Origin of the sequence: Halanaerobium sp. DL-01 (assembly GCF_003338615.1) — a bacterium.
Classification (GTDB): Bacteria; Bacillota; Halanaerobiia; order Halanaerobiales; family Halanaerobiaceae; genus QPJE01.
The window spans coordinates 38633-59184 of the sequence record NZ_QPJN01000015.1; the positions used below are offsets into that span (position 1 = coordinate 38633).

The following is a 20552-nucleotide window of genomic DNA, read 5'->3' on the forward strand; positions in this document are numbered from 1 at the left end:
AAAAATTTATTTAACCTGAAAATATAATTCAGCATAACCAACACCAAAAGGTCCTTCATAAGAATAAAAATCGACATCAACATCTTTATTTTCTATAGATCCAAGCATCATAATTATTGGGCGCAGACCACATTCTCCTGCATTTTCGATTAATTTTTTATTAATCTCTAAAACTTCTTTAAATTTTTTGGTTTTTAGCTTATCAATTAATATTTTATCAAAAACTTCTCCATCAGGGTGATAACCAGCAGGTGCACCTCTTTTTAAGCGGTGAGAAAGATCTCCACTGGCTAAAACAGTAATATTATAATCCATCTGTTCTGCTGTTTCCGCTATAATTTTACCAATCTTAAAAAGTTCACTATAGGAAATAAAGCCTATGGTGATAGGAATAATCGGCAGATCGAGACCGGCCTGTTTGAGATAATACCAGGGAACCAGTATTCCGTGATCAAGCTCTTCCTCAATTCCATATTTCTTGAGAACTTCAGCTTCAAGTCCAGCCAAATTTAAACCCTTTTTTTCTGCATTATTGACCAGACTATGAGAAAAATCAATATCAGACTTTTCTTTAAATTTTAAAGATGGTTTTCCAAATTCTTTAAAGCTGCCAAATAAACTCTCTTTAATTATTACAGCTGCATGTGATTTAAATACCGGTCCATGTGGTGAAATTGTAATCAGCAGATCCAGATCTTCAGTTTTAGCGATTTTTGCAGCTGTTTTTTTAACCCCATCCACAGTCTTTTCAGCATTATCAAGCTCTCTACCACCAATTTCTGGTATAATAATCGGTGGATGTGGAAGCAGAGCTGTACATTTAACAGTCATTTTTACTCACCTCTTATTTTATTTAATATTTATATAAAAAAGCAGAGAGATAGAAATCTCCCTGCTGTATAAATAAATTTATCTTTTTGAGAACTGAGGTGCTTTTCTCGCTTTTTTGAGTCCATATTTTTTTCTTTCTTTCATACGAGAATCTCTTGTTAAATATCCTGCTTTTTTTAGTGGTGTTCTGTAATCTTTATCAACTTCCAGTAGGGCTCTTGCTATTCCATGTCTTACAGCACCAGCCTGACCGGAAAGACCTCCACCCTGTACATTAACAATTATATCAAATGTATTAGTAGTATTGGTTACTTCTAATGGTGACATTATATCTTTAATTAGGGATTTTCTATTAAAATAGTTATCTATTTCACGCTCATTAACAATAAATTTTCCATCTCCAGGCAGCAGGCGAACACGTGCAGTAGAAGTTTTTCTTCGCCCTGTACCTCTGTATTGTACTTCAGCAGCCATCTATTAAAATTCCTCCTTTCTCATTTTACAGTTCGATTTTTTCAGGCTGTTGTGCCTGATGAGGATGATTTGCACCCTTATAAACTTTTAATTTTTTAAACATTTTTCTACCTAATTTATTACTCGGAAGCATGCCCTTAACAGCTTTTTCAATAATAAACTCAGGTCTTTTACTGCGCAGATCTTCATATGTGAATTCTTTAATACCACCTGGATAATTACTATGGCGGTAATATTTTTTATTATTCCACTTATTTCCAGTAAGTTTTACTTTTTCAGCATTAACTACAATAATATAGTCTCCAACATCAATATGAGGAGTATATGTTACCTTATGTTTTCCGCGGAGATATTCCGCTATTTTAGAAGCCAGACGGCCCAGAGTTTTTCCTTCTGCATCAACTATATACCAATCTCTTTCTGCTTCTTCTGGTTTTGCCATAAAAGTTGTCATCATTATCCCTCCTTATTACTTATTCGTTACGTCAACTGCTGAATATATTCTCAACGGGGCTTGTTGGACAGAATAATTCATAGTAATTTTAATACAATCTTCTTAATTTGTCAAGCTTCTTTTAAAATTAATCATAAAAGACTTCAATAAGTGTTAAACCTTTTGCAGGAGCTGTAAACCCAGCATGTTTTCTTTTACCTTCTTTTACAGCCTTTTTTACATTTTTTAAACTCCTCTTTTTTTTGCCAACTTCAATTAATGTACCTGCGATTATTCTCACCATATTATATAAAAATCCATCACCGATTACATCAATCCAAATCTGATTTGACCGGGCTGGATAAACATTCAGTGAATAAATATTTCTAACTGTAGAATCTGCCGCTCCACCAGAAGCCATAAAAGCAGCAAAATCATGACTTCCTTCTAAAATTTCTGCAGCACTCTGCATCAATTCTATATCCAGTTTTTTGTGAACTTTATATACATAATTTCTAATAAAAACTGAATTAAAATCACTGTTCAAAATCCTGTACCGGTATTTTTTCCCTCTTGCATTATATCTGGCATGGAAATCATCTGATACTTCTTCAGCATTTATACATACAATATCTGAAGGTAGATAAGTATTTAAAGCTAATGGTATTTTTTCTACAGGTATTGAAACATCAAGGAAAAAATTTGCCGACTGACCAGCCGCATGAACCCCGGCATCTGTTCTTCCTGCACCTGTAATATCTACTCTCGATTTATTTAATTCTGAAAGAGCTTCCTCTAATACCTGCTGAATAGTGTGTGGAGTATTTTTTTGTATCTGCCATCCACTGTAATTAGTACCATCATATTCAACAACTATTTTTATATTTCTCTTCATCATATTCACCTAAAAATTACTAACCAGTACAGACAAACATAGTATAATAAATAAGGCTATAAAATCAGTATAATGATATTTCATTTCATGTAATCTTGTTCTACCTTCACCACCGCGATAACAGCGTGATTCCATAGCAAGTGCAAGTTCATCAGCCCTTCTAAAAGCACTTATAAATAAAGGAACCAGCAGTGGAACAAGACTTTTAGCTCTTTCAATTAGGTTGCCTGATTCAAAATCTGCGCCTCTGGCCATCTGAGCTTTCATTATTTTATCTGCTTCTTCCAACAGTGTTGGTATAAACCTGAGGGCAATTGTCATCATCATTGATAGTTCACTGGCCGGAACACCAAATCTTTTTAAAGGGCTGAGAATATACTCAATTCCATCAGTAAGTTTTAAAGGAGAAGTTGTTAAAGTTAATAATGAAGTAAACATAATTAACAGAAAAATCCTTGTCACCATAAAAAATCCAGTATAAACTCCATTTGATTCAATAGATATAAATTTCCATGACCAGAGAACTTCACCCCCACCAGTTAAAAACACATGAATAAATAATGTAAGTAATATTAAAAATAAGATGGGTTTTAATCCTTTTATAACCCTCATCACAGGTAATTTGGAAAGCAGTATTGAAACCATCAAAAATAAAAAGAAAATACCAAAACCTGTAAAAGAATCGACCATAAATAGAGCTGCAATTAAAACTGCTGTTATTATTATTTTTATCCTGGCATCCAGTGAATGTACCAGAGAATCTCTGGCAATATACTGTCCTATTGTAATATCTTTTAGCATTTTCAACTACCTCTCAATGCTTTTATAATTTCAGATGAGGCATCATTAATCGAAAACAGATCTGTCCTAATATCAAGACCTTTTTCATTCAACCTGTGCAGTATTTCTGATATTTGCGGAAGCTCCAGCGAAAGCTGATGCAGTTTTTCCCCTTTGGAGAAAATTTCAATTGGACTTCCATCCATCACTATTTCACCTTCGTGCATAACAATTACTCGAGTTGAAAGCTGGGCAATTTCCTCCATTCGGTGTGAAATCAATATAATTGTCATATTTAAATTTTCGTGGAGATGTTTCAGCAGATTAGAAAGCTGATCTCTTCCATTAGGGTCTAAACCAGCAGTTGGTTCATCTAAAACTAAAACTTCCGGTTTTAACGCTAAAACTCCAGCAATGGCAGTTTTCCTCTGCTGACCACCACTTAACTTAAAAGGAGAGCGATCTTTAAACTCATTAAAATCCAGCCCTACCAGCTCCATTACTTCTGCAACCCTTGTTTCTATTTCATCTTCATTAAAACCAAGATTTTTAGGTCCAAAAGCAATGTCTTCATAAACTGTTTCTTCAAATAGCTGATGTTCTGGATACTGAAACACAAGCCCAACACGCCTGCGTATTTCTTTTAAATTTTTTTTCTCACCACTTACCTCTATATCATCAACCTTTACCACACCCTGAACCGGCTTAATTAACCCATTAAAAAGCTGAACCAGAGTTGATTTACCAGAACCTGTATGTCCTACAATACCAATAAATTCACCTTTATCAATTTTTAAATTTATATTATTTAATGCGGTTACATTGTTTTCATCATTATAAACATGTTTAACATTTTTTAGATCGATTAACATAAAGAATCCACCAACTCATCAATCGTTAAGATATCTGGAACTTTAATTTGATTCTGGCGCAGGATTTCTGCTACTTCAACAGCTACCGGAACATCAAGGTTAACCTCTTTTAATTCACTAACCTTCCGAAATATCTCTCTAGGGTTTCCTTGATGAATAACTTCTCCCTGGTGCATAACTAAAATTTTATCAGCACCTGCAGCCTCTTCCATAAAGTGAGTTATGTGTATTACAGTTATATTTTTTTCTTTATTTAAAAACTCAATAGTATCCATAACTTCTTTTCGTCCCCGTGGATCAAGCATTGCAGTAGGTTCATCAAGAACTATACAGTCAGGTTCCATGGCAATAACACCGGCGATTGCAACTCTCTGTTTCTGACCACCAGATAATTTATGAGGAGCAAACTTTTGAAAACCGGCCATCCCGACCATTTCCAGAGATTTATCTACTCTTTCTCTAATTTTTTCAGCAGGAATACCAAGATTCTCAGGCCCAAATGCTACATCATCTTCAACCATAGAAGCAACCAGCTGATTATCAGGATTCTGAAAAACCATGCCTACCTGCTGCCTAATTTTCCAGGTATTTTTTTTATCTCTGGAATTTAACCCATTGACCAAAATATCACCTTCAGAAGGCAGCAGAAGAACATTTAATAATTTTGCCAGGGTGGATTTGCCAGAACCATTTGAACCAATTACTGCAATGAAATCACCAGACTCTATATTGATGCTTACATCTTTAAGGGCCGGCTTTTCATTATCATCATTTTCATATATATAACTTACCTCATTTACTTCTATAAGGCTCATAATAACACCTACATTCAGAATTATTCTACCAATTCAATAATAGCTTTTTCAGCAGCATCTCCTCTGCGTGGATACATCTTTAAAATTCTTGTATAACCGCCAGGCCTCTCTGAATACTGAGGTGCAATTTCATCAAAAAGTTTTGCAACTACTTTTTTATCTTTAATTTTTTTCATAACTCTGCGTCTTGAATTTAAATCATTGCTTTTAGCAGCAGTTATCAATTTTTCCGCATATGATCTCAGTTCTTTTGCTTTCGGCAGAGTAGTCTCTATACGCCCATGACGAAAAAGTGAGGTGGCCAAATTTCTCATCATGGCTTGACGATGAGCAGATCTCTTCTGCAGTTTGCGTTTCACCATCTAAACTCCCTCCTTAAACTTCAGTATCTTTTAATTCTAAGTCAAGTTCATCAAGTTTATCCTTAATTTCCTGTAAGGATTTTTTACCAAGATTTCTAACTTTCATTAAATCATCTTCGGTTTTGTTTATTAATTCTTCTACAGAATTTATTCCAGCACGTTTCAAACAATTTGAAGACCGTACAGATAATTCTAATTCTTCTATTGTTGTGTCTAAAATCTTATCTTTTTCTTCTTCTTCAACTTCTACCATTATTTCCACATCTTCTATTTCATCTGTTAAATTAATAAATAATTCCAGATGTTCTACCATTATCTTTGCTGCCAGGCTTATTGCATCATCAGGATGGATACTTCCATTTGTAAATACCTCTAATATTAAACGGTCATAATCAGTTACCTGTCCTACTCTAGTATTTTCTACCTGAAAATTAGCTCTAAGAATAGGACTGAAGGAAGAATCAATTGGAATTAAACCAATTACTTTTTCAAAATGTTCTTTATTTTCTTCAGCAGTATAATATCCTCTACCCTTTTCTACAGTAGCTTCCATTATCAGATGCCCATCTTCTGACAGTTCAGCAATATGGTGATCTTTATTAATTATCTCAACATCACCTGCAGAAACAAAGTCTCCTGCGGTGACTTCACCTTCACCTTCCACTTCCAGCCTGATAGTTGTTTTTTCGTCTCCAGAATACTTTAATACAACTTCTTTTAAGTTGAGAATAATATCAGTAACATCTTCTACAATCCCAGGCATAGAAGAAAATTCGTGTTTAACTCCTTCTATTTTTACAGATGTTATTGCTGCACCTGGCAGTGAAGAAAGCAGTATTCTTCGCAGAGAATTACCAAGGGTTGTTCCATATCCTCTTTCCAGAGGAGAAATCTCATATTTTCCATAGTTATCATTGCTTTCAAGTCTTTCCACATGAGGTTTTTCTATTTCTATCATTATTATTAGCTTACCCTCCTTTTATTATGCAGTTTTCAACCTGAGGGCAGTCAATTAACGTGAATAAAACTCGACAATCAGGTGTTCTTCAACTGGATAATCGATATCTTCCCTCTCCGGTAAAGAAACTATTTTTCCTTCTGCTTTTTCAAGATCAACATTTAACCATTCTTGATTAGAAAAGTCAGCATTATACTCAAAGATTTCTTTAAATCGCTTGGATTTTCTGCTGGAATCTTTTACACTGATTACATCATCAACATCTACCTGATAGGAAGGGATATTTACTTTTCTTCCATTAACAACTATGTGACCATGTAAAACAAACTGTCTTGCTTCATTTCTGGATACAGCAAAACCCAATCTATAAACAACATTATCCAGCCGTCTTTCTAACAGACTTAAAAAGTTCTCACCTGTTATTCCTGGAGCTTTTTCAGCAGCTTCGAAATAATTTCTGAACTGCTTCTCCATAATACCATACATTCTTCTTACTTTCTGCTTTTCCCGCAGCTGTAATCCGTATTCAGAAACTTTATGACGTCCCTGACCATGTTCACCTGGAACATACGGTCTGCGGTCAAAAGAACATTTATCACTAAAACAGCGGGCGCCTTTTAAGTAAAGTTTTTCACCTTCACGCCTGCATAATTTACAAACTGGCCCTGTATATCGTGCCATTATTTACACCTCCATTTATTTTAAACTTATAATTAAACACGTCTTCTTTTGGGTGGTCTACAGCCATTATGTGGAATAGGAGTGATATCTTTTATTAAAGTAACATTTAATCCAGCAGCCTGCAGAGTTCTAATTGCAGATTCTCTACCTGAACCAGGTCCTTTAACAAAAATCTCTATTTCCTTTAATCCCATATCTTTGGCTTCATTTGCAACATTTTCAGCAGCTAACTGTGCTGCAAAAGGAGTACTCTTTCTTGACCCCTTATAGCCAACTTTTCCAGCACTGGACCAGGCAACTACTTTACCTTCAGTATCAGTGATAGAAATAATTGTATTATTAAATGTAGATTTTATATGGGCCTGACCTTTTTCTATATTACGTTTAACTTTTTTTCTTTTTCTATTTTTTTTGGACTTAGCCATTTATTTCCCTCCTTACTTAGTGGCTTTGCTTCTACGTACACCAACAGTCTTTTTCGGACCTTTACGTGTGCGAGCATTTGTTCTTGTTCTCTGTCCGCGTACTGGAAGACCGCGGCGGTGACGAAGACCTCTATAACAACCAATATCCATCAACCTCTTAATATTAGCTCTTCTTTCTCTTCTTAATTCACCTTCTACAATATAATTATCTATTTCACTTCTCAAACTGGAAATCTCAGCTTCTGTCAGATCTTTTACACGGGTATCTGGATCCACTCCAGTAGCTTCTAAAATATTTTGAGAAGTAGTACGGCCGATTCCATAAATATATGTCAATCCTACTTCAATTCTTTTATTTCTAGGAAGATCAACACCTTCTATTCTAGCCATAATCTCACCTCCATTATATTATTAACCCTGACGCTGTTTATGTTTTGGATTTTCACAAATAACCATTACTTTTCCTTTACGCCTAATAACTTTACATTTATCACAGATAGGCTTTACTGATGGTCTTACTTTCACTACAATCACCTCTTATGATAATTTATTTTGCTTTATGCCTGTAAGTAATACGTCCACGGCTCAAATCATATGGAGAAAGTTCAACTGTAACCTTATCTCCGGGTAAAATGCGAATAAAATTCATCCTCATCTTTCCTGATACATGAGCGAGAACTTTATGTCCATTTTCCAATTCCACTCTAAACATAGCATTTGGTAGGGGCTCTACAACTGTACCCTGGACTTCAATAGGATCTTCTTTTGCCATAAAACTATTTAGCCTCCTCTTTTTTTCTGTAGTTCTTTAAAACATACTGAATATCTTCATTACGCAGTCTTTTACCTTCTGTAAGCCAGATTGAAAATTCTTCATGTACTATACCTGTGCTCTCAATGTGTTTTATATTTTTCTTTTTTGGATTATTTATTTTTTTATATTTTCCATCTGCAGCCAATATATATTTAGGTGAAAGTATTTCCACAACTATATAATAATTTCCCAAATCTCTCCCAGCTGTTGAACGGACAATTTCACCTGGTTGAAATTTTTTATCCATTATTTAATCACTCGTCCTATCATAATTAAAACCTGTATTTGTAAGCACACTGGTTATTATACCATAGATTAATTAATTAGTGCAATAAAAGTTAAAGTACACTCAAAATTCTCGGACCTTCTTCTGTCAGGGCAATAGAATGTTCAAAATGAGCAGAAAAACTGCCATCTTTGGTCACTACTGTCCATTCATCTGCAAGTGTTTCCACTTCATAACTACCCACATTAACCATTGGCTCAATAGCAAGGACCATTCCTACTTTTAATTTTGGTCCTCTTCCTGCAGGTCCAAAATTTGGAATTTGCGGATCTTCGTGCATATCACGACCAATTCCATGGCCAACATAATCTCTTACTACAGAAAATTTATTAGATTCAACATGTTTCTGAACAGCATGAGAAATATCAAATAATCTATTTCCAACAACGGCTTTTTCTATACCTTTTAGAAGTGATTCTTCAGTAACTTTTAGGAGCTTTTCTGCTTCCTCATTTATATCTCCCACTGCAAATGTTTTTGCAGCATCTCCATTAAATCCCTCATAAAAAGTACCAATATCGATGCTTACGATATCTCCATTTTTCAAAAAGCGATTTGGACTGGGGATACCGTGAACAACCTCATTGTTGATTGATATACACACAGAAGCCGGATAACCTCTATATCCTTTAAATGAAGGTACAGCACCTCTGCTGCGGATAAATTCATCTGCCAATTTATCAAGTTCAGCAGTTGAAATACCTGCTTCTATGATTTCTGATAGATACTGATGAGTTTCAGCAACAATTCTATTGGCCTCCCTCATGATATCTATCTCTCGTTCGGATTTTAAAATTATCATTAGCTATTCTCCTTAACCAAACTCAAAAGACGCGAATGTACTTTATCGATTCCTCCAGTACTTTGAACTTCATAAAGAAGGCCTTTATTATTATAATAATCAATCAGTTTTTTTAGTTTTTCTTCATTGACCTCTATTCTCCGTCTAACTGTTTTTTCTTTATCATCACTGCGCTGAATTAATTCAGTGCCGCACTTATCACAAATTCCTTCTTTTTGAGGAGGATTATTATGAATGTGATAAGTTGCACCACAATTAGGACATACCCTTCTGCCAGAAAGCCTTTTCACCAGTTCTGATTTTTCAGCTTTCAGATAAACGACCATATCCACTTCTCTGGAAAGTTTATCCAAAATATCATCCAGAGATTCAGCCTGATTTATAGTTCTTGGAAAGCCATCAAGAATAAAACCATTTTTACAGTCTTCTTCATTAAGTCTTTCTCTAACAATCCCAATTGTAACTTCATCTGGTACAAGTTCTCCAGCATCAATATAGGATTTAGCTTTTTCCCCAAGCGGAGTTTTTTCTTTTATTGCTTTACGAAAAATATCTCCGGTAGCAATATGAGGAATATTTAAATCCTCTTCCAATTTTTTTGCATGAGTACCTTTACCTGCCCCCGGCAGTCCCAGAAAAATCAAATTCATCTGACTTCCTCCTTCTTATTTCATAAAACCTTCATAATGCCTCATCAAAAGATGTGATTCAATCTGCTGCATTGTCTGCAGAGCAACACCTGTCATAATAATTAGTGAAGTACCGCCAAAGTTAATCGAGACACCTGTCAGCGGCTGTATAACAAACGGCAGCAGTGCAACAGCTGTTAGGAATACAGCTCCAGCCAGTGTAACACGCATTAAAACTTTATCAAGATATCTAACGGTAGATTTGCCAGGTCTGATTCCAGGAATAAAACCTCCATATTTTTTCATATTATCAGCAACTTCTTCCGGATTGAAAGTAATTGCAGTATAAAAATATGTGAAAAACAGAATCATTAAACCATATAATATCATATAAAGTGTTGAGCCAGGTCTTATCATATTTGCCATTGAAGCTGCCCAGTCATATGGTAGAACCTGTGCAATCACACCAGGGAAGAGAAGAACTGATGAAGCAAAAATTACCGGAATAACACCAGCCTGATTAATTTTCATTGGTATATGTGTACTCCTACCACCATAGACTTTTCTTCCAACAATTCTTTTAGAATACTGTACAGGAATTCTTCTTTCTCCCTGCTGAACAAAAATAATTCCAGCAATAATTATAATGGCCAAAACACCAAAAACTAACACATTTAAAACAGATATTGTTCCTGCCTGCAGCAGTTTAAAAGTATTGTACAGATCTCCCGGAAAGCGAGAAATTATTGAAGTGAAAATAATAATGGAAATACCATTTCCAATCCCTTTATCTGTAATCTGTTCTCCAAGCCACATCAAAAATGCCGTTCCTGCAGTTAAACTGGTTACAATTAAAATTAGATCAAAAATTCCTGGATTTTCTACAGCACCGAATCTCTGTATATAAAGAGTAATACCAACACCCTGAATAACAGCCAGTACAATAGTTCCATATCTTGTATACTGAGCAATTTTCTTCCGGCCCTCATTACCCTGTTTTGATAATTCCTCAAGTTTTGGTATTACAACAGTTAAGAGTTGAAGAATAATTGAAGCAGTAATATATGGAGTTATACTCATAGCAAATATGGTGAAATTCCTCAAAGCTCCACCGGCAAAAAGATCTAAAAAGTCAAATACTCCTCCTACACTTCCCTGGAAAAGCCTCTCTCTAATAATCTGAACATTTACTCCAGGAACCGGAATATGAGCTCCCAATCTATAAACAGCCATCATAGCAAGAACAAATAATACTTTTTTTCTTAACTCTTTTACCTTAAAAACATTACTGAGAGCCTTAAGCAAATTAAATCACCTCATACTTTCCGCCAGCATCTTCGATTTTTTCTCTGGCAGAAGAAGTAAAAGCATTAGCTTTAACAGTTAATGATTTATTCAATTTACCCTGTCCAAGTATCTTCACTCCACTTTTTGCCTTTTTTTCAATAATACCCATCTCCAATAAACTTTCAGATGTTACAATATCACCATCAGAAAATTTATTTAATTGATAGATATTAACTTCATTGTATTCTTTTTTAAATCTATTATTAAATCCTCTTTTCGGAAAACGTCTAAAAAGTGGAGTCTGCCCACCCTCAAAGGTAGGACGAACTTTACCGCCAGAACGTGCATTCTGACCATTAGCTCCGCGGCCTGAAGTATAACCACGTCCGGAACCAATTCCACGTCCAACACGTTTGCGATCTTTTTTATATCCTTCAGCAGGTTTTAGATTATTTAGTTTCATCTTGACACCTCCTCGGTATTATCCTAATAATTCTTCTACTGTTTTTCCTCTTAATTCTGCAACTTCCTCAGCACTCTTTAATTCTGTTAAACCTTTTATTGTAGCTTTAATCATATTAATAGGATTTGAAGTGCCAAGTGATTTCGTTAAAATATCGCTTATTCCGGCCAATTCAATTACCGCACGAACTGGTCCGCCAGCAATTACACCAGTACCAGGTGCGGCAGGCTTTAATAGTACTCTCCCGGCACCAAAAACACCTACTATTTCGTGAGGAATTGTTGTATCTACAATTGGCACTTTAATTATTTCTTTTTTGGCTGCATCAATTCCTTTTCTAATTGCTTCAGGAACTTCATTAGCCTTACCAATTCCGGCGCCGACATGTCCTTCTCCATCTCCAACAACAACTAAAGCGCTGAAGCTGAACCTGCGGCCACCCTTTACAACCTTGGCAACACGATTTATATTAACTACTCGTTCTTCAAGGTTGAGTTTTTCAGGATCTATATTTTTCATTATTATACCTCCTTTTTTAGAACTTTAACCCATTCTCTCTGGCTGCATCTGCCAGTGCTTTAATTCTTCCGTGATATTTATATCCACCTCTATCAAATACAACTGTATCGATACCTTTTTCCAGAGCTCTCTGGGCAGCAACTTCTCCGACCAGTCTGGCTGCAGCTTTATTGCTGGATACCTCAATGTTCTCTCGAACAGCTGGATCAAGGGTAGATGCAGAAACAAGTGTATTGCCTGATAGATCATCTATAAACTGCACATAAATATGTTTAAGACTGCGGTATACACTCATTCTGGGTCTGTCAGATGTACCAACAACTTTATTTCTGATACGCATATGACGTTTTTTTCTTGCTTCACTTTTACCCACTCATATTCACTCCCCTCTATTAACCAGTCTTACCAACCTTGCGTCTAATATGTTCTCCGACATACTTAATACCTTTTCCTTTGTAAGGTTCTGGTTTTCTTACTTCGCGGATTTTTGCTGCAACATCTCCAACCCGCTGCTTATCTATACCTTTAACGGTAATATTAGTATTTTTTTCTACCTCAAATTCTATATTTCCTTCAGCCTCAATAAATACTGGATGTGAATAACCAACCTCAAGTTTTAATTTGTCTCCCTGAACCTGAGCATTATATCCTACGCCAACCATTTCTAGCTTTTTTTCAAATCCTTTAGTAACACCTTCTACCATACCTTCAATCAGACTTCTCACCAGACCGTGCATAGAACGATCTTCAATATCATCACCATTGCGTTCTACAATAATCTGGTTATCCTCAACTTTTATATCAATACCCGGCTTAAATTTTTTAGTCAGCTCACCTTTGGGCCCTTTTACTGTAACAGAATGCCCATCAACAGCTATATCAACTTTTTCCGGTATATCAATAGGCAGTTTTCCTATACGTGACATTTATTTCACCTCCGTAGATTTTATCTTAGAAAAGTTCTCTCAAGCAAAAGTCATCAGTCAGTCACTAGAGACAATCTTAATCATCTCTAACATCCAACCTCTGACGCGCTCGATGCGCTAATGCTGAGCTATCCTTGCGTTTATAAAAGAAAGCTCAGTGCAACTTCGAACTACCAGATATAACAGAGAACTTCTCCACCCACACCTATTTCGCGAGCCTGCTTATCAGTCATTACTCCCTGAGAAGATGAAATTATTGCAATTCCTAAACCTCCCAGTACACGAGGCACTTCATCTTTACCAACATAAACACGCAGTCCAGGCTTGCTTATTCTCTTTAGACCAGTAATGACTTTTTTATCATCTTTACCATATTTCAGATATATACGAATCATATTCTGTGGTTTCTTTTCAACTACTTTTACATCATTGATAAATCCTTCTTCTTTCAATATCTCACCAATACTGGCTTTGATATTTGAAGCAGGAATATCAACAGTATCTTTCCCGACATTATTTGCATTGCGAATTCGGGTAAGCATATCTGCAATTGGATCAGTTATATTCATTTTGTTGACCTCCTTCCAAGTTTACCAGCTTGCTTTTTGAACTCCAGGTATTTCACCTTTATGGGCCAATTCTCTAAAACAAATTCTGCAAAGATCAAATTTTCTCATATATCCACGCACTCTGCCGCATCTGCTGCAGCGGTTAACTCTGCGTGTCTCATATTTCGGCTCTTTATTGGCCTTTTCAATTAATGCTTTACGTGCCAAATCAAACCCCCCTTATTTTATAGGTGTTTATTTTTTAAACGGCATTCCCATTGCACTTAACAGCTCAAATGCTTCCTCATCTGTTTCTGCAGAAGTTACAATGGTAATCTCTAATCCATGTACTTTATCTACATCATCGATATTGATCTCCGGGAAAACAGTGTGTTCGTTAATACCTAAACTGTAATTTCCACGCCCATCAAATGATTTTGGCGATACTCCTCTAAAGTCACGAATACGCGGCAGTGCAATATTAATAAGTTTGTATAAAAACTCATACATCATTTCACCGCGGAGTGTAACTTTAACACCGATAGGCATACCTTCACGAATTTTAAAATTTGCAATGGATTTTTTGGCTCTGGTAACTGTTGGTCTCTGTCCAGTTATTTCAGCAATTTCATCAACTACTGTATCAAGCAGTTTGGTGTCTTCTTTAGCATCACCGAGGCCGACATTAACAACCAGCTTTTTCAGTTTAGGAACTTCCATAACGTTGTTATAGGAAAATTTTTCGACCAGCTGTGGCGAAATTTCTTCCCTGAATTGTTTAGCTAATACTGACATCCCTTGACCTCCTTTCGATTATTATTTATCCACTATTTCATTACATTTTTTGCATTTACGAACTTTTTTTCCATTATCTAAAAATTCTGCTCCAACCCTTGTTTTTTCGTCACAACGGGGGCAGACGAGCTGTACGTTTGAAACATGAATCGGTGCTTCATTTTCTATAATTCCACCCTGCGGCATATCCTGTGTAGGTCTAACATGGCGGTTTACAATATTTACACCTTCAATAATTACTCTATCTTTCTTATGAATCGCTTTTAAAATTTTACCGCGCTTACCTTTATCTTTACCTGCAATAACTTCCACAGTGTCACCTTTTTTAATTCTCAATCTAATCCCCTCCTTTATAATACCTCCGGTGCAAGGGAGATAATCTTCATATAATTCTTATCCCTCAGCTCACGAGTTACAGGACCAAAAATACGTGTGCCTTTTGGATTGTTATTGTCATCTATAATCACTGCAGCATTTTCATCAAATTTAATATAGGTGCCGTCTCTGCGTTTTAAAGGGTTTTTCGTCCGCACAATTACTGCTCTTGCTACTTCACCTTTTTTAACCATTCCATCTGGAATAGCCTCTTTAACGGTCACTATAATTTCATCACCGATTTTAGCATATTTTTTCTTTGATCCACCAAGCACCTTTACACAAAGTAATTCACGGGCACCTGAGTTATCTGCTACCTTTAAACGGCTTTCAGATTGAATCATGGTCAGGTCCTCCTTTCCTATCAGAACTTATTTTGCTTTTTCTAAAACTTCAACTAACCGCCATCTTTTTGTTTTGCTGATGGGACGAGTTTCCATAATTGTAACTTTGTCACCTTCACTACAAACATTTTCTTCATCATGAGCAGTATATTTTTTAGTCTGTTTTATAATCCGTTTATATAAAGGGTGCTGTGTTCTTCTTTCTACAGCAACAGTAATGGTTTTATCCATTTTGTCACTAACAACAACACCTGTTCTCATCTTACGATTGTTTCTCTCCATGGGAAAACCTCCTTTCAACAAACGGTTAAGCCCGTTCTATACCTAATTCTCTTTCACGTAAAACTGTTTTAATACGTGCAATAATTCTTTTTACCTCTTTAATCCGCATAGGATTATCCAGCTGAGCTGTAGCATGTTGGAAACGAAGATTAAATAGTTCTTCCTTAAATTCGCGGGCTTTTTGTTCCAGTTCTGCATCAGTTAAATTTCTTAATTCATCAGCTCTCATCGGCCTCACCATCCATTCCCTCTCGTGTTACAAATTTAGTCTTGATCGGCAGTTTATGAGATGCAAGCCGCATTGCTTCCCTGGCAATTTCTGGTGATACACCAGCTAACTCAAACATGACTCTACCTGGCTTAACAACAGCAACCCATTTTTCCGGGGCACCTTTACCACTACCCATACGTGTTTCGGCAGGTTTGGCTGTTACAGGTTTATCAGGAAAAATTTTAATCCACACTTTTCCTCCACGTTTAATATGTCTTGTTAGAGCAACACGTGCAGCTTCTATCTGTCTATTAGTAATCCAAGCAGGTTCAAGAGCCTGCAGACCATATTCACCAAAAGTGATTTGGGTGCCGCGGACCGCCTTACCCTTCATTCTTCCTCTCATTTGCTTACGATGTTTTACTCTTTTCGGTACTAACATCAAAGAGCCTCCTTTCTTCCTGAAATTATCTATTCGTCAATTTCTGGTAATACTTCTCCTTTATTTATCCATACTTTTACACCGATTTTACCATATGTGGTATCTGCTTCAGCAAAACCATAATCAATATCAGCGCGCAAAGTATGTAGTGGTACACTGCCTTCACTGTATCCTTCTCTTCTTGCCATTTCAGCTCCACCAAGACGACCACTGCTCTGAACTTTAAAACCTTCAGCTCCCATACGCATTGCACGGTTAAGTGCCTGCTTCATGGCACGGCGGAAAGAAATTCTGCGGAGAAGTTGGCCAGCAATATTTTCTGCAACTAATTGAGCATCCATCTCAGGTTTGTCTACTTCAACAACATTTATCTGTACTGTTTTTCCAGTCAATGCTTCAATATCATTTCGTAAAGCTTCTACTTCTGAACCACCACGACCAATAACCATACCTGGTCTTGCAGTATATACATCTAATTTAAGGCGGTTAGCAGCTCTTTCTATTACTATTCTAGAAATACCTGCTTCGTACATTTTGTCCTTAACATGATTTCTGATTTTTTGATCTTCATTTAAGAGTTTTGAATAGTCATTTTTATCAGCATACCATTTAGCATCCCAGTCTTTAATGACTCCTACTCGAAGACCATGTGGATTTATTTTTTGACCCAAATTCTATCCCTCCTTTTTATCACTTAACACAATTGTTATATGGCTTGTCCTCTTATTTATCGGGCTTGCCTGTCCCATAGCACGGGCACGCCACCTTTTCATTGTTGGTCCTTCATCAACAAATGCTTTTTCTACATAAAGATCATCAACAAACATATCATGATTATTTTCTGCATTTGCAATAGCTGAATTAAGAATTTTTTCTGTCATTCTAGCAGCTCTTTTTGGTGTATTCTTTAAAATAGCAAGTGCTGTTCCTGCATCCTTACCTTTTATCAAATCAGTGACCTGTCTTGCTTTACGGGCAGTAATGCGCAGATACTTGCCAACTGCTTTTGCTTCCATTTTAAAACCCCCTTACTACGAAAGTGTTTATCCAGTCTCTATTTAAGTGCTGTTGAACGCTCGGTATGACGGCCATGCCCTCTAAACTTCCGTGTTGGAGCAAATTCTCCTAATTTATGTCCAACCATATCTTCAGTTATATATACAGGTACATGTTTGCGTCCATCGTGAACAGCAATTGTATGACCAACCATTTCAGGGAAAATGGTTGAACTTCTTGACCATGTTTTAACAACCTGTTTTTGACCGCTTTTATTCATTTCTTTTATTTTGGAAATTAATTTTTCCGAAACAAAAGGTCCTTTTTTTACAGATCTACCCATCTATAATCCTCCTTTCTACTATATTACCGTTTTTTAGCATGACGAGAACGAATAATATATTTATCAGAACGTTTTGGCTTACGTGTCTTTTTACCCATAGTAGGTTTACCCCAGGGTGTAACAGGATGTCGCCCGGCAGGTGATTTACCTTCGCCCCCACCGTGTGGGTGGTCATGTGGATTCATTACTACACCACGCACATGTGGTCTTTTACCTTTCCAGCGGCTGCGTCCAGCTTTACCAACTGTAATATTTTCATGATCAATATTTCCAACCTGACCAATAGTAGCTTTACATTCCTGATGAACAAGTCTAACTTCTCCAGAAGGCATTTTTACATGTACATATTTTCCTTCTCTAGCCAAAATTTGTGCCATAGAACCGGCTGAACGTGCAATTTGTCCACCTTTTCCTGCATGCAGTTCTACATTATGAATAATTGTACCTACAGGTATATCTTTAAGTTTTAGAGAATTTCCTGGAGTAATATCTGCATCCGGTCCAGTTTCCAGTATATCTCCCACCTGTACCTTATTGGGAGCAAGTATATATCTTTTTTCTCCATCAACATACTGCAGAAGAGCTATCCTGGCAGAACGATTTGGATCATACTCAATTGTTTTTACTTCAGCAGGAATTCCTTCTTTATCTCTTTTGAAATCAATCATACGGTAACGACGCTTATGTCCTCCACCGCGATGACGGCTTGTAATTCTACCATTAACATTACGGCCACCTGACTTCTTTAATGGAGCCAGCAGACTTTTTTCCGGCTCTACACTTGTAATTTCTTCAAAAGAAGAAACTGTCATATAGCGGCGTGATGGTGTGGTTGGTTTAAATTTCTTAATCGCCATCTTCTTTCCCTCCTTTTACTATAATTTTAGAGGCCTTCAAAAATTTCTATCTCATCACCGGCTGCAAGCTTAACCATTGCTTTTTTCCAGTCAGGTCTTTTCCCTTCATGAAAACCGAGTCTTCTTTTTTTACCTCTAATATTCATTGTATTTACATTAGTAACTTTTACATTAAAGATTTCTTCAACTGCTTTTCTAATTTCAACTTTATTTGCCTTTTTGGCAACTTTAAAAGTATAAGTATTTGCAGTTTCCATTAATTCCATACTATTTTCGGAAATAATAGGTGCTATTATAATATCACGTGCTTCTTTCACTGGCCAAGCACCTCCTCGATCATCTTAACTGCTTCCTCCACAAAAATTATCATTTCATTATCTAACAGATCATAAGCATTAACTGAACCTGCTAATAGAGTTTTTACATTAGGTATATTTCTAGCAGATAAATAGAGATTTTTATCTTTTTCCGGCATTACGATTACAACTTTTTTATCTATTAAATTAAAATTATTCAAAATCTCAACAACAGCTTTTGTTTTCGGTTTATCAATTTTAATTTCATCAACCAGCATAATTTCTTCTCTATTTAACTTATCTGTTAAAATAGATTTCAAGGCAAGCCTGCGCATCTTTTTGGTTAGCTTTTTATCATAATTTCTTGGAGTAGGACCAAATGTAATTCCCCCTCCTACCCAGAGCGGTGAACGAATGCTTCCGTGACGTGCACGACCTGTTCCTTTTTGTCTCCAGGGCTTGCGGCCACCACCTCTAACCTTGCCTCTTGTTTTTGTAGAAGCATTTCCACTTCTTCTAGAAGCAAGCTGTGCATTTATAACCTGATGAACAACATGTTTATTTATTTTTTCGTTAAATACAGATTCTTTTAAACTGACTTTATCTATTTCTTTTCCAGTTTGGTCGAATTTTGCTACCTGCGGCATCTGTAAATCCTCCTTCCTCTAACTTTATTTAATTTTCCACAGTCTGGATTTCTAGGATACCTTTTTTGGGTCCGGGAACAGGGCCTTTTATTAATAAAACATTGCGCTCTGTATCCACTTTTACGATCTCCAGATTTTTTTCTGTTACTTTATTTGAACCCATTCTACCGGGCAATTTAAATCCTTTAAACACTCTTCTTGCATCTACAGCTCCAATTGAACCTGGTGCACGATGAAAATGTGAACCATGTGATTTTGGACCTGTATTGTGATTCCAGCGCTTAATATTTCCTGCAAAACCTTTACCTTTTGAAATACCAGTTACATTTACCAGCTCACCGGCCTCAAAAATATCTACAGTTATCTCACTACCTTCACTAACATCCATATCATTATTTTTAAATTCTCTAAGATGCCTTTTTGCTTCTATATCTCTGCTTTCAAATTGGCCTTTTATGGGTTTGTTCAGCCTCTGAGTTTTAACTTCTCCAAAACCCAGCTGTACTGCATTATAGCCGTCCTTTTCAGTAGTTTTTACCTGTGTAACAACACAGGGACCGGCTTCTACTACTGTTACAGGTACGACTTCACCATTATCCTTAAAATACTGAGTCATTCCCAGTTTTTTAGCAATTATAGTTTTTGCCATGGCCTAATACACCTCCTGACATTAAAGTTTAATTTCTATATTTACTCCTGCGGGCAAATCAAGTCTCATTAATGAATCAACGGTCTTTGAAGTAGGATCTAAAATATCGATCAACCTTTTATGAGTCCGCATTTCAAATTGTTCTCTTGAATCTTTATGAACATGAGGTGAACGAAGTACAGTAAATACTTCCTTCTCTGTTGGAAGAGGCACAGGGCCAGATACGTTAGCTCCTGTTCTTTCAGCAGTAGAAACAATTTTCTGGGCTGACTGATCCAGAAGCTCATGTTCATAAGCTTTTAGGCGAATCCTTATCTTTTCATGTTTTGCCATTTGCTTACCTCCTTTATCTATCCGGTTTTGGCTGTATATAAGCAGCATAGAAAAAGAGAGGAGAGCAGCTCCTCTGCTTTTTAATACTTACTCAATAATTTCGGTAACAACTCCGGCACCAACTGTGTGGCCACCTTCACGGATTGCAAAACGCAGTCCTTCTTCCATAGCTATTGGAGTAA

At 36.4% G+C, this 20552-nt stretch carries 39 protein-coding genes; all 39 read right to left on the bottom strand.

Annotated elements, in window-relative coordinates; translation table 11 throughout:
* Window positions 1–6: 6 nt before the first annotated feature.
* The gene (gene amrB / locus DER71_RS06725) at window positions 7–831 is read right to left on the bottom strand and encodes an AmmeMemoRadiSam system protein B (protein ID WP_114457660.1); all 825 of its coding nucleotides are present in this window, start codon (window positions 829–831) and stop codon (window positions 7–9) included.
* Between the two features lie 78 nt (window positions 832–909).
* Window positions 910–1305 (bottom strand): 30S ribosomal protein S9, encoded by a 396-nt coding sequence (rpsI, locus tag DER71_RS06730; protein ID WP_114457661.1) that lies wholly within the window; start codon window positions 1303–1305, stop codon window positions 910–912.
* 25 nt (window positions 1306–1330) lie between these two features.
* Window positions 1331–1759: a 50S ribosomal protein L13 gene (rplM, locus tag DER71_RS06735; protein WP_114457662.1), complete on the bottom strand. Its 429-nt coding sequence runs from the start codon at window positions 1757–1759 to the stop codon at window positions 1331–1333.
* A gap of 127 nt (window positions 1760–1886) precedes the next feature.
* Complete coding sequence (truA, locus tag DER71_RS06740) at window positions 1887–2633, bottom strand: tRNA pseudouridine(38-40) synthase TruA (protein WP_114457663.1); 747 nt, start codon at window positions 2631–2633, stop codon at window positions 1887–1889.
* Between the two features lie 9 nt (window positions 2634–2642).
* Window positions 2643–3434, bottom strand: coding sequence for an energy-coupling factor transporter transmembrane protein EcfT (locus DER71_RS06745; protein ID WP_114457664.1), 792 nt, complete (start codon window positions 3432–3434; stop codon window positions 2643–2645).
* Between the two features lie 2 nt (window positions 3435–3436).
* Window positions 3437–4285: an energy-coupling factor transporter ATPase gene (locus tag DER71_RS06750; protein WP_114457665.1), complete on the bottom strand. Its 849-nt coding sequence runs from the start codon at window positions 4283–4285 to the stop codon at window positions 3437–3439.
* Entirely contained in the window at window positions 4279–5100 is an 822-nt protein-coding gene (locus tag DER71_RS06755) for an energy-coupling factor transporter ATPase (protein ID WP_114474445.1), read from the bottom strand. Before DER71_RS06755 ends, DER71_RS06750 begins: the two co-directional genes overlap by 7 nt.
* Before the next feature lie 20 nt (window positions 5101–5120).
* Entirely contained in the window at window positions 5121–5462 is a 342-nt protein-coding gene (rplQ, locus tag DER71_RS06760; RefSeq protein ID WP_114457666.1) for a 50S ribosomal protein L17, read from the bottom strand.
* A gap of 13 nt (window positions 5463–5475) precedes the next feature.
* Window positions 5476–6420: a DNA-directed RNA polymerase subunit alpha gene (locus DER71_RS06765; protein WP_114457667.1), complete on the bottom strand. Its 945-nt coding sequence runs from the start codon at window positions 6418–6420 to the stop codon at window positions 5476–5478.
* A gap of 54 nt (window positions 6421–6474) precedes the next feature.
* Window positions 6475–7101 (bottom strand): 30S ribosomal protein S4, encoded by a 627-nt coding sequence (rpsD, locus tag DER71_RS06770; RefSeq protein WP_114457668.1) that lies wholly within the window; start codon window positions 7099–7101, stop codon window positions 6475–6477.
* A 32-nt stretch (window positions 7102–7133) separates the two neighbouring features.
* Complete coding sequence (gene rpsK / locus DER71_RS06775; protein WP_114457669.1) at window positions 7134–7526, bottom strand: 30S ribosomal protein S11; 393 nt, start codon at window positions 7524–7526, stop codon at window positions 7134–7136.
* 12 nt (window positions 7527–7538) lie between these two features.
* A complete protein-coding gene (gene rpsM / locus DER71_RS06780; protein ID WP_114457670.1) occupies window positions 7539–7916 on the bottom strand; it encodes a 30S ribosomal protein S13 in 378 nt (125 codons plus the stop codon).
* A 21-nt stretch (window positions 7917–7937) separates the two neighbouring features.
* A complete protein-coding gene (rpmJ, locus tag DER71_RS06785; protein ID WP_013406387.1) occupies window positions 7938–8051 on the bottom strand; it encodes a 50S ribosomal protein L36 in 114 nt (37 codons plus the stop codon).
* A 22-nt stretch (window positions 8052–8073) separates the two neighbouring features.
* Window positions 8074–8298: a translation initiation factor IF-1 gene (infA, locus tag DER71_RS06790; protein ID WP_005487029.1), complete on the bottom strand. Its 225-nt coding sequence runs from the start codon at window positions 8296–8298 to the stop codon at window positions 8074–8076.
* 4 nt (window positions 8299–8302) lie between these two features.
* Window positions 8303–8587 (bottom strand): RNA-binding protein, encoded by a 285-nt coding sequence (locus DER71_RS06795; protein WP_114457671.1) that lies wholly within the window; start codon window positions 8585–8587, stop codon window positions 8303–8305.
* 91 nt (window positions 8588–8678) lie between these two features.
* Window positions 8679–9428: a type I methionyl aminopeptidase gene (gene map, locus DER71_RS06800; protein ID WP_114457672.1), complete on the bottom strand. Its 750-nt coding sequence runs from the start codon at window positions 9426–9428 to the stop codon at window positions 8679–8681.
* Complete coding sequence (locus DER71_RS06805) at window positions 9428–10078, bottom strand: adenylate kinase (RefSeq protein WP_114457673.1); 651 nt, start codon at window positions 10076–10078, stop codon at window positions 9428–9430. The genes map and DER71_RS06805 overlap by 1 nt, the downstream gene beginning before the upstream one ends.
* Window positions 10079–10093: 15 nt before the next feature.
* Entirely contained in the window at window positions 10094–11362 is a 1269-nt protein-coding gene (secY, locus tag DER71_RS06810) for a preprotein translocase subunit SecY (RefSeq protein WP_114457674.1), read from the bottom strand.
* Between the two features lies 1 nt (window position 11363).
* A complete protein-coding gene (gene rplO, locus DER71_RS06815) occupies window positions 11364–11807 on the bottom strand; it encodes a 50S ribosomal protein L15 (RefSeq protein ID WP_114457675.1) in 444 nt (147 codons plus the stop codon).
* Between the two features lie 18 nt (window positions 11808–11825).
* Window positions 11826–12332: a 30S ribosomal protein S5 gene (rpsE, locus tag DER71_RS06820; RefSeq protein ID WP_369834918.1), complete on the bottom strand. Its 507-nt coding sequence runs from the start codon at window positions 12330–12332 to the stop codon at window positions 11826–11828.
* Window positions 12333–12342: 10 nt separating this feature from the next.
* Window positions 12343–12699 (bottom strand): 50S ribosomal protein L18, encoded by a 357-nt coding sequence (gene rplR, locus DER71_RS06825; protein WP_114457677.1) that lies wholly within the window; start codon window positions 12697–12699, stop codon window positions 12343–12345.
* A 19-nt stretch (window positions 12700–12718) separates the two neighbouring features.
* Window positions 12719–13252: a 50S ribosomal protein L6 gene (rplF, locus tag DER71_RS06830; RefSeq protein WP_114457678.1), complete on the bottom strand. Its 534-nt coding sequence runs from the start codon at window positions 13250–13252 to the stop codon at window positions 12719–12721.
* Between the two features lie 170 nt (window positions 13253–13422).
* Window positions 13423–13821 (bottom strand): 30S ribosomal protein S8, encoded by a 399-nt coding sequence (gene rpsH / locus DER71_RS06835; RefSeq protein WP_114474446.1) that lies wholly within the window; start codon window positions 13819–13821, stop codon window positions 13423–13425.
* A 21-nt stretch (window positions 13822–13842) separates the two neighbouring features.
* On the bottom strand, window positions 13843–14028 hold the full coding sequence (locus tag DER71_RS06840) for a type Z 30S ribosomal protein S14 (RefSeq protein ID WP_114457680.1): 186 nt from the start codon (window positions 14026–14028) through the stop codon (window positions 13843–13845).
* A 27-nt stretch (window positions 14029–14055) separates the two neighbouring features.
* Window positions 14056–14595 (bottom strand): 50S ribosomal protein L5, encoded by a 540-nt coding sequence (gene rplE / locus DER71_RS06845; RefSeq protein WP_114457681.1) that lies wholly within the window; start codon window positions 14593–14595, stop codon window positions 14056–14058.
* Between the two features lie 21 nt (window positions 14596–14616).
* A complete protein-coding gene (rplX, locus tag DER71_RS06850; protein ID WP_114457682.1) occupies window positions 14617–14931 on the bottom strand; it encodes a 50S ribosomal protein L24 in 315 nt (104 codons plus the stop codon).
* A 14-nt stretch (window positions 14932–14945) separates the two neighbouring features.
* Window positions 14946–15314: a 50S ribosomal protein L14 gene (gene rplN / locus DER71_RS06855; protein ID WP_114457683.1), complete on the bottom strand. Its 369-nt coding sequence runs from the start codon at window positions 15312–15314 to the stop codon at window positions 14946–14948.
* 27 nt (window positions 15315–15341) lie between these two features.
* Entirely contained in the window at window positions 15342–15596 is a 255-nt protein-coding gene (gene rpsQ / locus DER71_RS06860) for a 30S ribosomal protein S17 (RefSeq protein WP_114457684.1), read from the bottom strand.
* 25 nt (window positions 15597–15621) lie between these two features.
* Complete coding sequence (gene rpmC, locus DER71_RS06865) at window positions 15622–15825, bottom strand: 50S ribosomal protein L29 (RefSeq protein ID WP_114457685.1); 204 nt, start codon at window positions 15823–15825, stop codon at window positions 15622–15624.
* Window positions 15815–16249, bottom strand: a complete 435-nt coding sequence (rplP, locus tag DER71_RS06870) for a 50S ribosomal protein L16 (protein WP_114457686.1) — start codon at window positions 16247–16249, stop codon at window positions 15815–15817. The genes rpmC and rplP overlap by 11 nt, the downstream gene beginning before the upstream one ends.
* 29 nt (window positions 16250–16278) lie before the next feature.
* Entirely contained in the window at window positions 16279–16920 is a 642-nt protein-coding gene (gene rpsC / locus DER71_RS06875; RefSeq protein WP_114457687.1) for a 30S ribosomal protein S3, read from the bottom strand.
* A 3-nt stretch (window positions 16921–16923) separates the two neighbouring features.
* Complete coding sequence (rplV, locus tag DER71_RS06880) at window positions 16924–17265, bottom strand: 50S ribosomal protein L22 (protein ID WP_114457688.1); 342 nt, start codon at window positions 17263–17265, stop codon at window positions 16924–16926.
* Window positions 17266–17303: 38 nt separating this feature from the next.
* The gene (gene rpsS / locus DER71_RS06885) at window positions 17304–17588 is read right to left on the bottom strand and encodes a 30S ribosomal protein S19 (RefSeq protein WP_114457689.1); all 285 of its coding nucleotides are present in this window, start codon (window positions 17586–17588) and stop codon (window positions 17304–17306) included.
* 23 nt (window positions 17589–17611) lie between these two features.
* Window positions 17612–18445, bottom strand: coding sequence for a 50S ribosomal protein L2 (gene rplB / locus DER71_RS06890; RefSeq protein WP_114457690.1), 834 nt, complete (start codon window positions 18443–18445; stop codon window positions 17612–17614).
* Between the two features lie 26 nt (window positions 18446–18471).
* Window positions 18472–18762, bottom strand: a complete 291-nt coding sequence (rplW, locus tag DER71_RS06895) for a 50S ribosomal protein L23 (protein WP_114457691.1) — start codon at window positions 18760–18762, stop codon at window positions 18472–18474.
* Complete coding sequence (rplD, locus tag DER71_RS06900; protein ID WP_114457692.1) at window positions 18759–19388, bottom strand: 50S ribosomal protein L4; 630 nt, start codon at window positions 19386–19388, stop codon at window positions 18759–18761. Before rplD ends, rplW begins: the two co-directional genes overlap by 4 nt.
* 28 nt (window positions 19389–19416) lie before the next feature.
* Window positions 19417–20037 carry a 50S ribosomal protein L3 gene (gene rplC, locus DER71_RS06905; RefSeq protein WP_114457693.1) on the bottom strand — a complete coding sequence of 207 codons (621 nt, stop codon included), beginning with the start codon at window positions 20035–20037 and terminating at the stop codon, window positions 19417–19419.
* Between the two features lie 21 nt (window positions 20038–20058).
* Window positions 20059–20370: a 30S ribosomal protein S10 gene (gene rpsJ / locus DER71_RS06910; RefSeq protein ID WP_114457694.1), complete on the bottom strand. Its 312-nt coding sequence runs from the start codon at window positions 20368–20370 to the stop codon at window positions 20059–20061.
* Between the two features lie 87 nt (window positions 20371–20457).
* Window positions 20458–20552 (bottom strand): hypothetical protein (locus DER71_RS12390; protein ID WP_143009710.1); only part of this gene is annotated, 95 nt, incomplete at its 5' end.

What these genes read in the sequence shown, in the direction of transcription:
- amrB (WP_114457660.1), bottom strand. Translation starts at nt 831, where the DNA reads ATGACTGTTAAATGTACAGCTCTGCTTCCACATCCACCGATTATTATA.
- rpsI (WP_114457661.1), bottom strand. Translation starts at nt 1,305, where the DNA reads ATGGCTGCTGAAGTACAATACAGAGGTACAGGGCGAAGAAAAACTTCT.
- rplM (WP_114457662.1), bottom strand. Translation starts at nt 1,759, where the DNA reads ATGACAACTTTTATGGCAAAACCAGAAGAAGCAGAAAGAGATTGGTAT.
- truA (WP_114457663.1), bottom strand. Translation starts at nt 2,633, where the DNA reads ATGAAGAGAAATATAAAAATAGTTGTTGAATATGATGGTACTAATTAC.
- DER71_RS06745 (WP_114457664.1), bottom strand. Translation starts at nt 3,434, where the DNA reads ATGCTAAAAGATATTACAATAGGACAGTATATTGCCAGAGATTCTCTG.
- DER71_RS06750 (WP_114457665.1), bottom strand. Translation starts at nt 4,285, where the DNA reads ATGTTAATCGATCTAAAAAATGTTAAACATGTTTATAATGATGAAAAC.
- DER71_RS06755 (WP_114474445.1), bottom strand. Translation starts at nt 5,100, where the DNA reads ATGAGCCTTATAGAAGTAAATGAGGTAAGTTATATATATGAAAATGAT.
- rplQ (WP_114457666.1), bottom strand. Translation starts at nt 5,462, where the DNA reads ATGGTGAAACGCAAACTGCAGAAGAGATCTGCTCATCGTCAAGCCATG.
- DER71_RS06765 (WP_114457667.1), bottom strand. Translation starts at nt 6,420, where the DNA reads ATGATAGAAATAGAAAAACCTCATGTGGAAAGACTTGAAAGCAATGAT.
- rpsD (WP_114457668.1), bottom strand. Translation starts at nt 7,101, where the DNA reads ATGGCACGATATACAGGGCCAGTTTGTAAATTATGCAGGCGTGAAGGT.
- rpsK (WP_114457669.1), bottom strand. Translation starts at nt 7,526, where the DNA reads ATGGCTAAGTCCAAAAAAAATAGAAAAAGAAAAAAAGTTAAACGTAAT.
- rpsM (WP_114457670.1), bottom strand. Translation starts at nt 7,916, where the DNA reads ATGGCTAGAATAGAAGGTGTTGATCTTCCTAGAAATAAAAGAATTGAA.
- infA (WP_005487029.1), bottom strand. Translation starts at nt 8,298, where the DNA reads ATGGCAAAAGAAGATCCTATTGAAGTCCAGGGTACAGTTGTAGAGCCC.
- DER71_RS06795 (WP_114457671.1), bottom strand. Translation starts at nt 8,587, where the DNA reads ATGGATAAAAAATTTCAACCAGGTGAAATTGTCCGTTCAACAGCTGGG.
- map (WP_114457672.1), bottom strand. Translation starts at nt 9,428, where the DNA reads ATGATAATTTTAAAATCCGAACGAGAGATAGATATCATGAGGGAGGCC.
- DER71_RS06805 (WP_114457673.1), bottom strand. Translation starts at nt 10,078, where the DNA reads ATGAATTTGATTTTTCTGGGACTGCCGGGGGCAGGTAAAGGTACTCAT.
- rplO (WP_114457675.1), bottom strand. Translation starts at nt 11,807, where the DNA reads ATGAAACTAAATAATCTAAAACCTGCTGAAGGATATAAAAAAGATCGC.
- rplF (WP_114457678.1), bottom strand. Translation starts at nt 13,252, where the DNA reads ATGTCACGTATAGGAAAACTGCCTATTGATATACCGGAAAAAGTTGAT.
- rpsH (WP_114474446.1), bottom strand. Translation starts at nt 13,821, where the DNA reads ATGAATATAACTGATCCAATTGCAGATATGCTTACCCGAATTCGCAAT.
- rplE (WP_114457681.1), bottom strand. Translation starts at nt 14,595, where the DNA reads ATGTCAGTATTAGCTAAACAATTCAGGGAAGAAATTTCGCCACAGCTG.
- rplN (WP_114457683.1), bottom strand. Translation starts at nt 15,314, where the DNA reads ATGATTCAATCTGAAAGCCGTTTAAAGGTAGCAGATAACTCAGGTGCC.
- rpsQ (WP_114457684.1), bottom strand. Translation starts at nt 15,596, where the DNA reads ATGGAGAGAAACAATCGTAAGATGAGAACAGGTGTTGTTGTTAGTGAC.
- rpmC (WP_114457685.1), bottom strand. Translation starts at nt 15,825, where the DNA reads ATGAGAGCTGATGAATTAAGAAATTTAACTGATGCAGAACTGGAACAA.
- rplP (WP_114457686.1), bottom strand. Translation starts at nt 16,249, where the DNA reads ATGTTAGTACCGAAAAGAGTAAAACATCGTAAGCAAATGAGAGGAAGA.
- rplV (WP_114457688.1), bottom strand. Translation starts at nt 17,265, where the DNA reads ATGGAAGCAAAAGCAGTTGGCAAGTATCTGCGCATTACTGCCCGTAAA.
- rpsS (WP_114457689.1), bottom strand. Translation starts at nt 17,588, where the DNA reads ATGGGTAGATCTGTAAAAAAAGGACCTTTTGTTTCGGAAAAATTAATT.
- rplB (WP_114457690.1), bottom strand. Translation starts at nt 18,445, where the DNA reads ATGGCGATTAAGAAATTTAAACCAACCACACCATCACGCCGCTATATG.
- rplD (WP_114457692.1), bottom strand. Translation starts at nt 19,388, where the DNA reads ATGCCGCAGGTAGCAAAATTCGACCAAACTGGAAAAGAAATAGATAAA.
- rplC (WP_114457693.1), bottom strand. Translation starts at nt 20,037, where the DNA reads ATGGCAAAAACTATAATTGCTAAAAAACTGGGAATGACTCAGTATTTT.
- rpsJ (WP_114457694.1), bottom strand. Translation starts at nt 20,370, where the DNA reads ATGGCAAAACATGAAAAGATAAGGATTCGCCTAAAAGCTTATGAACAT.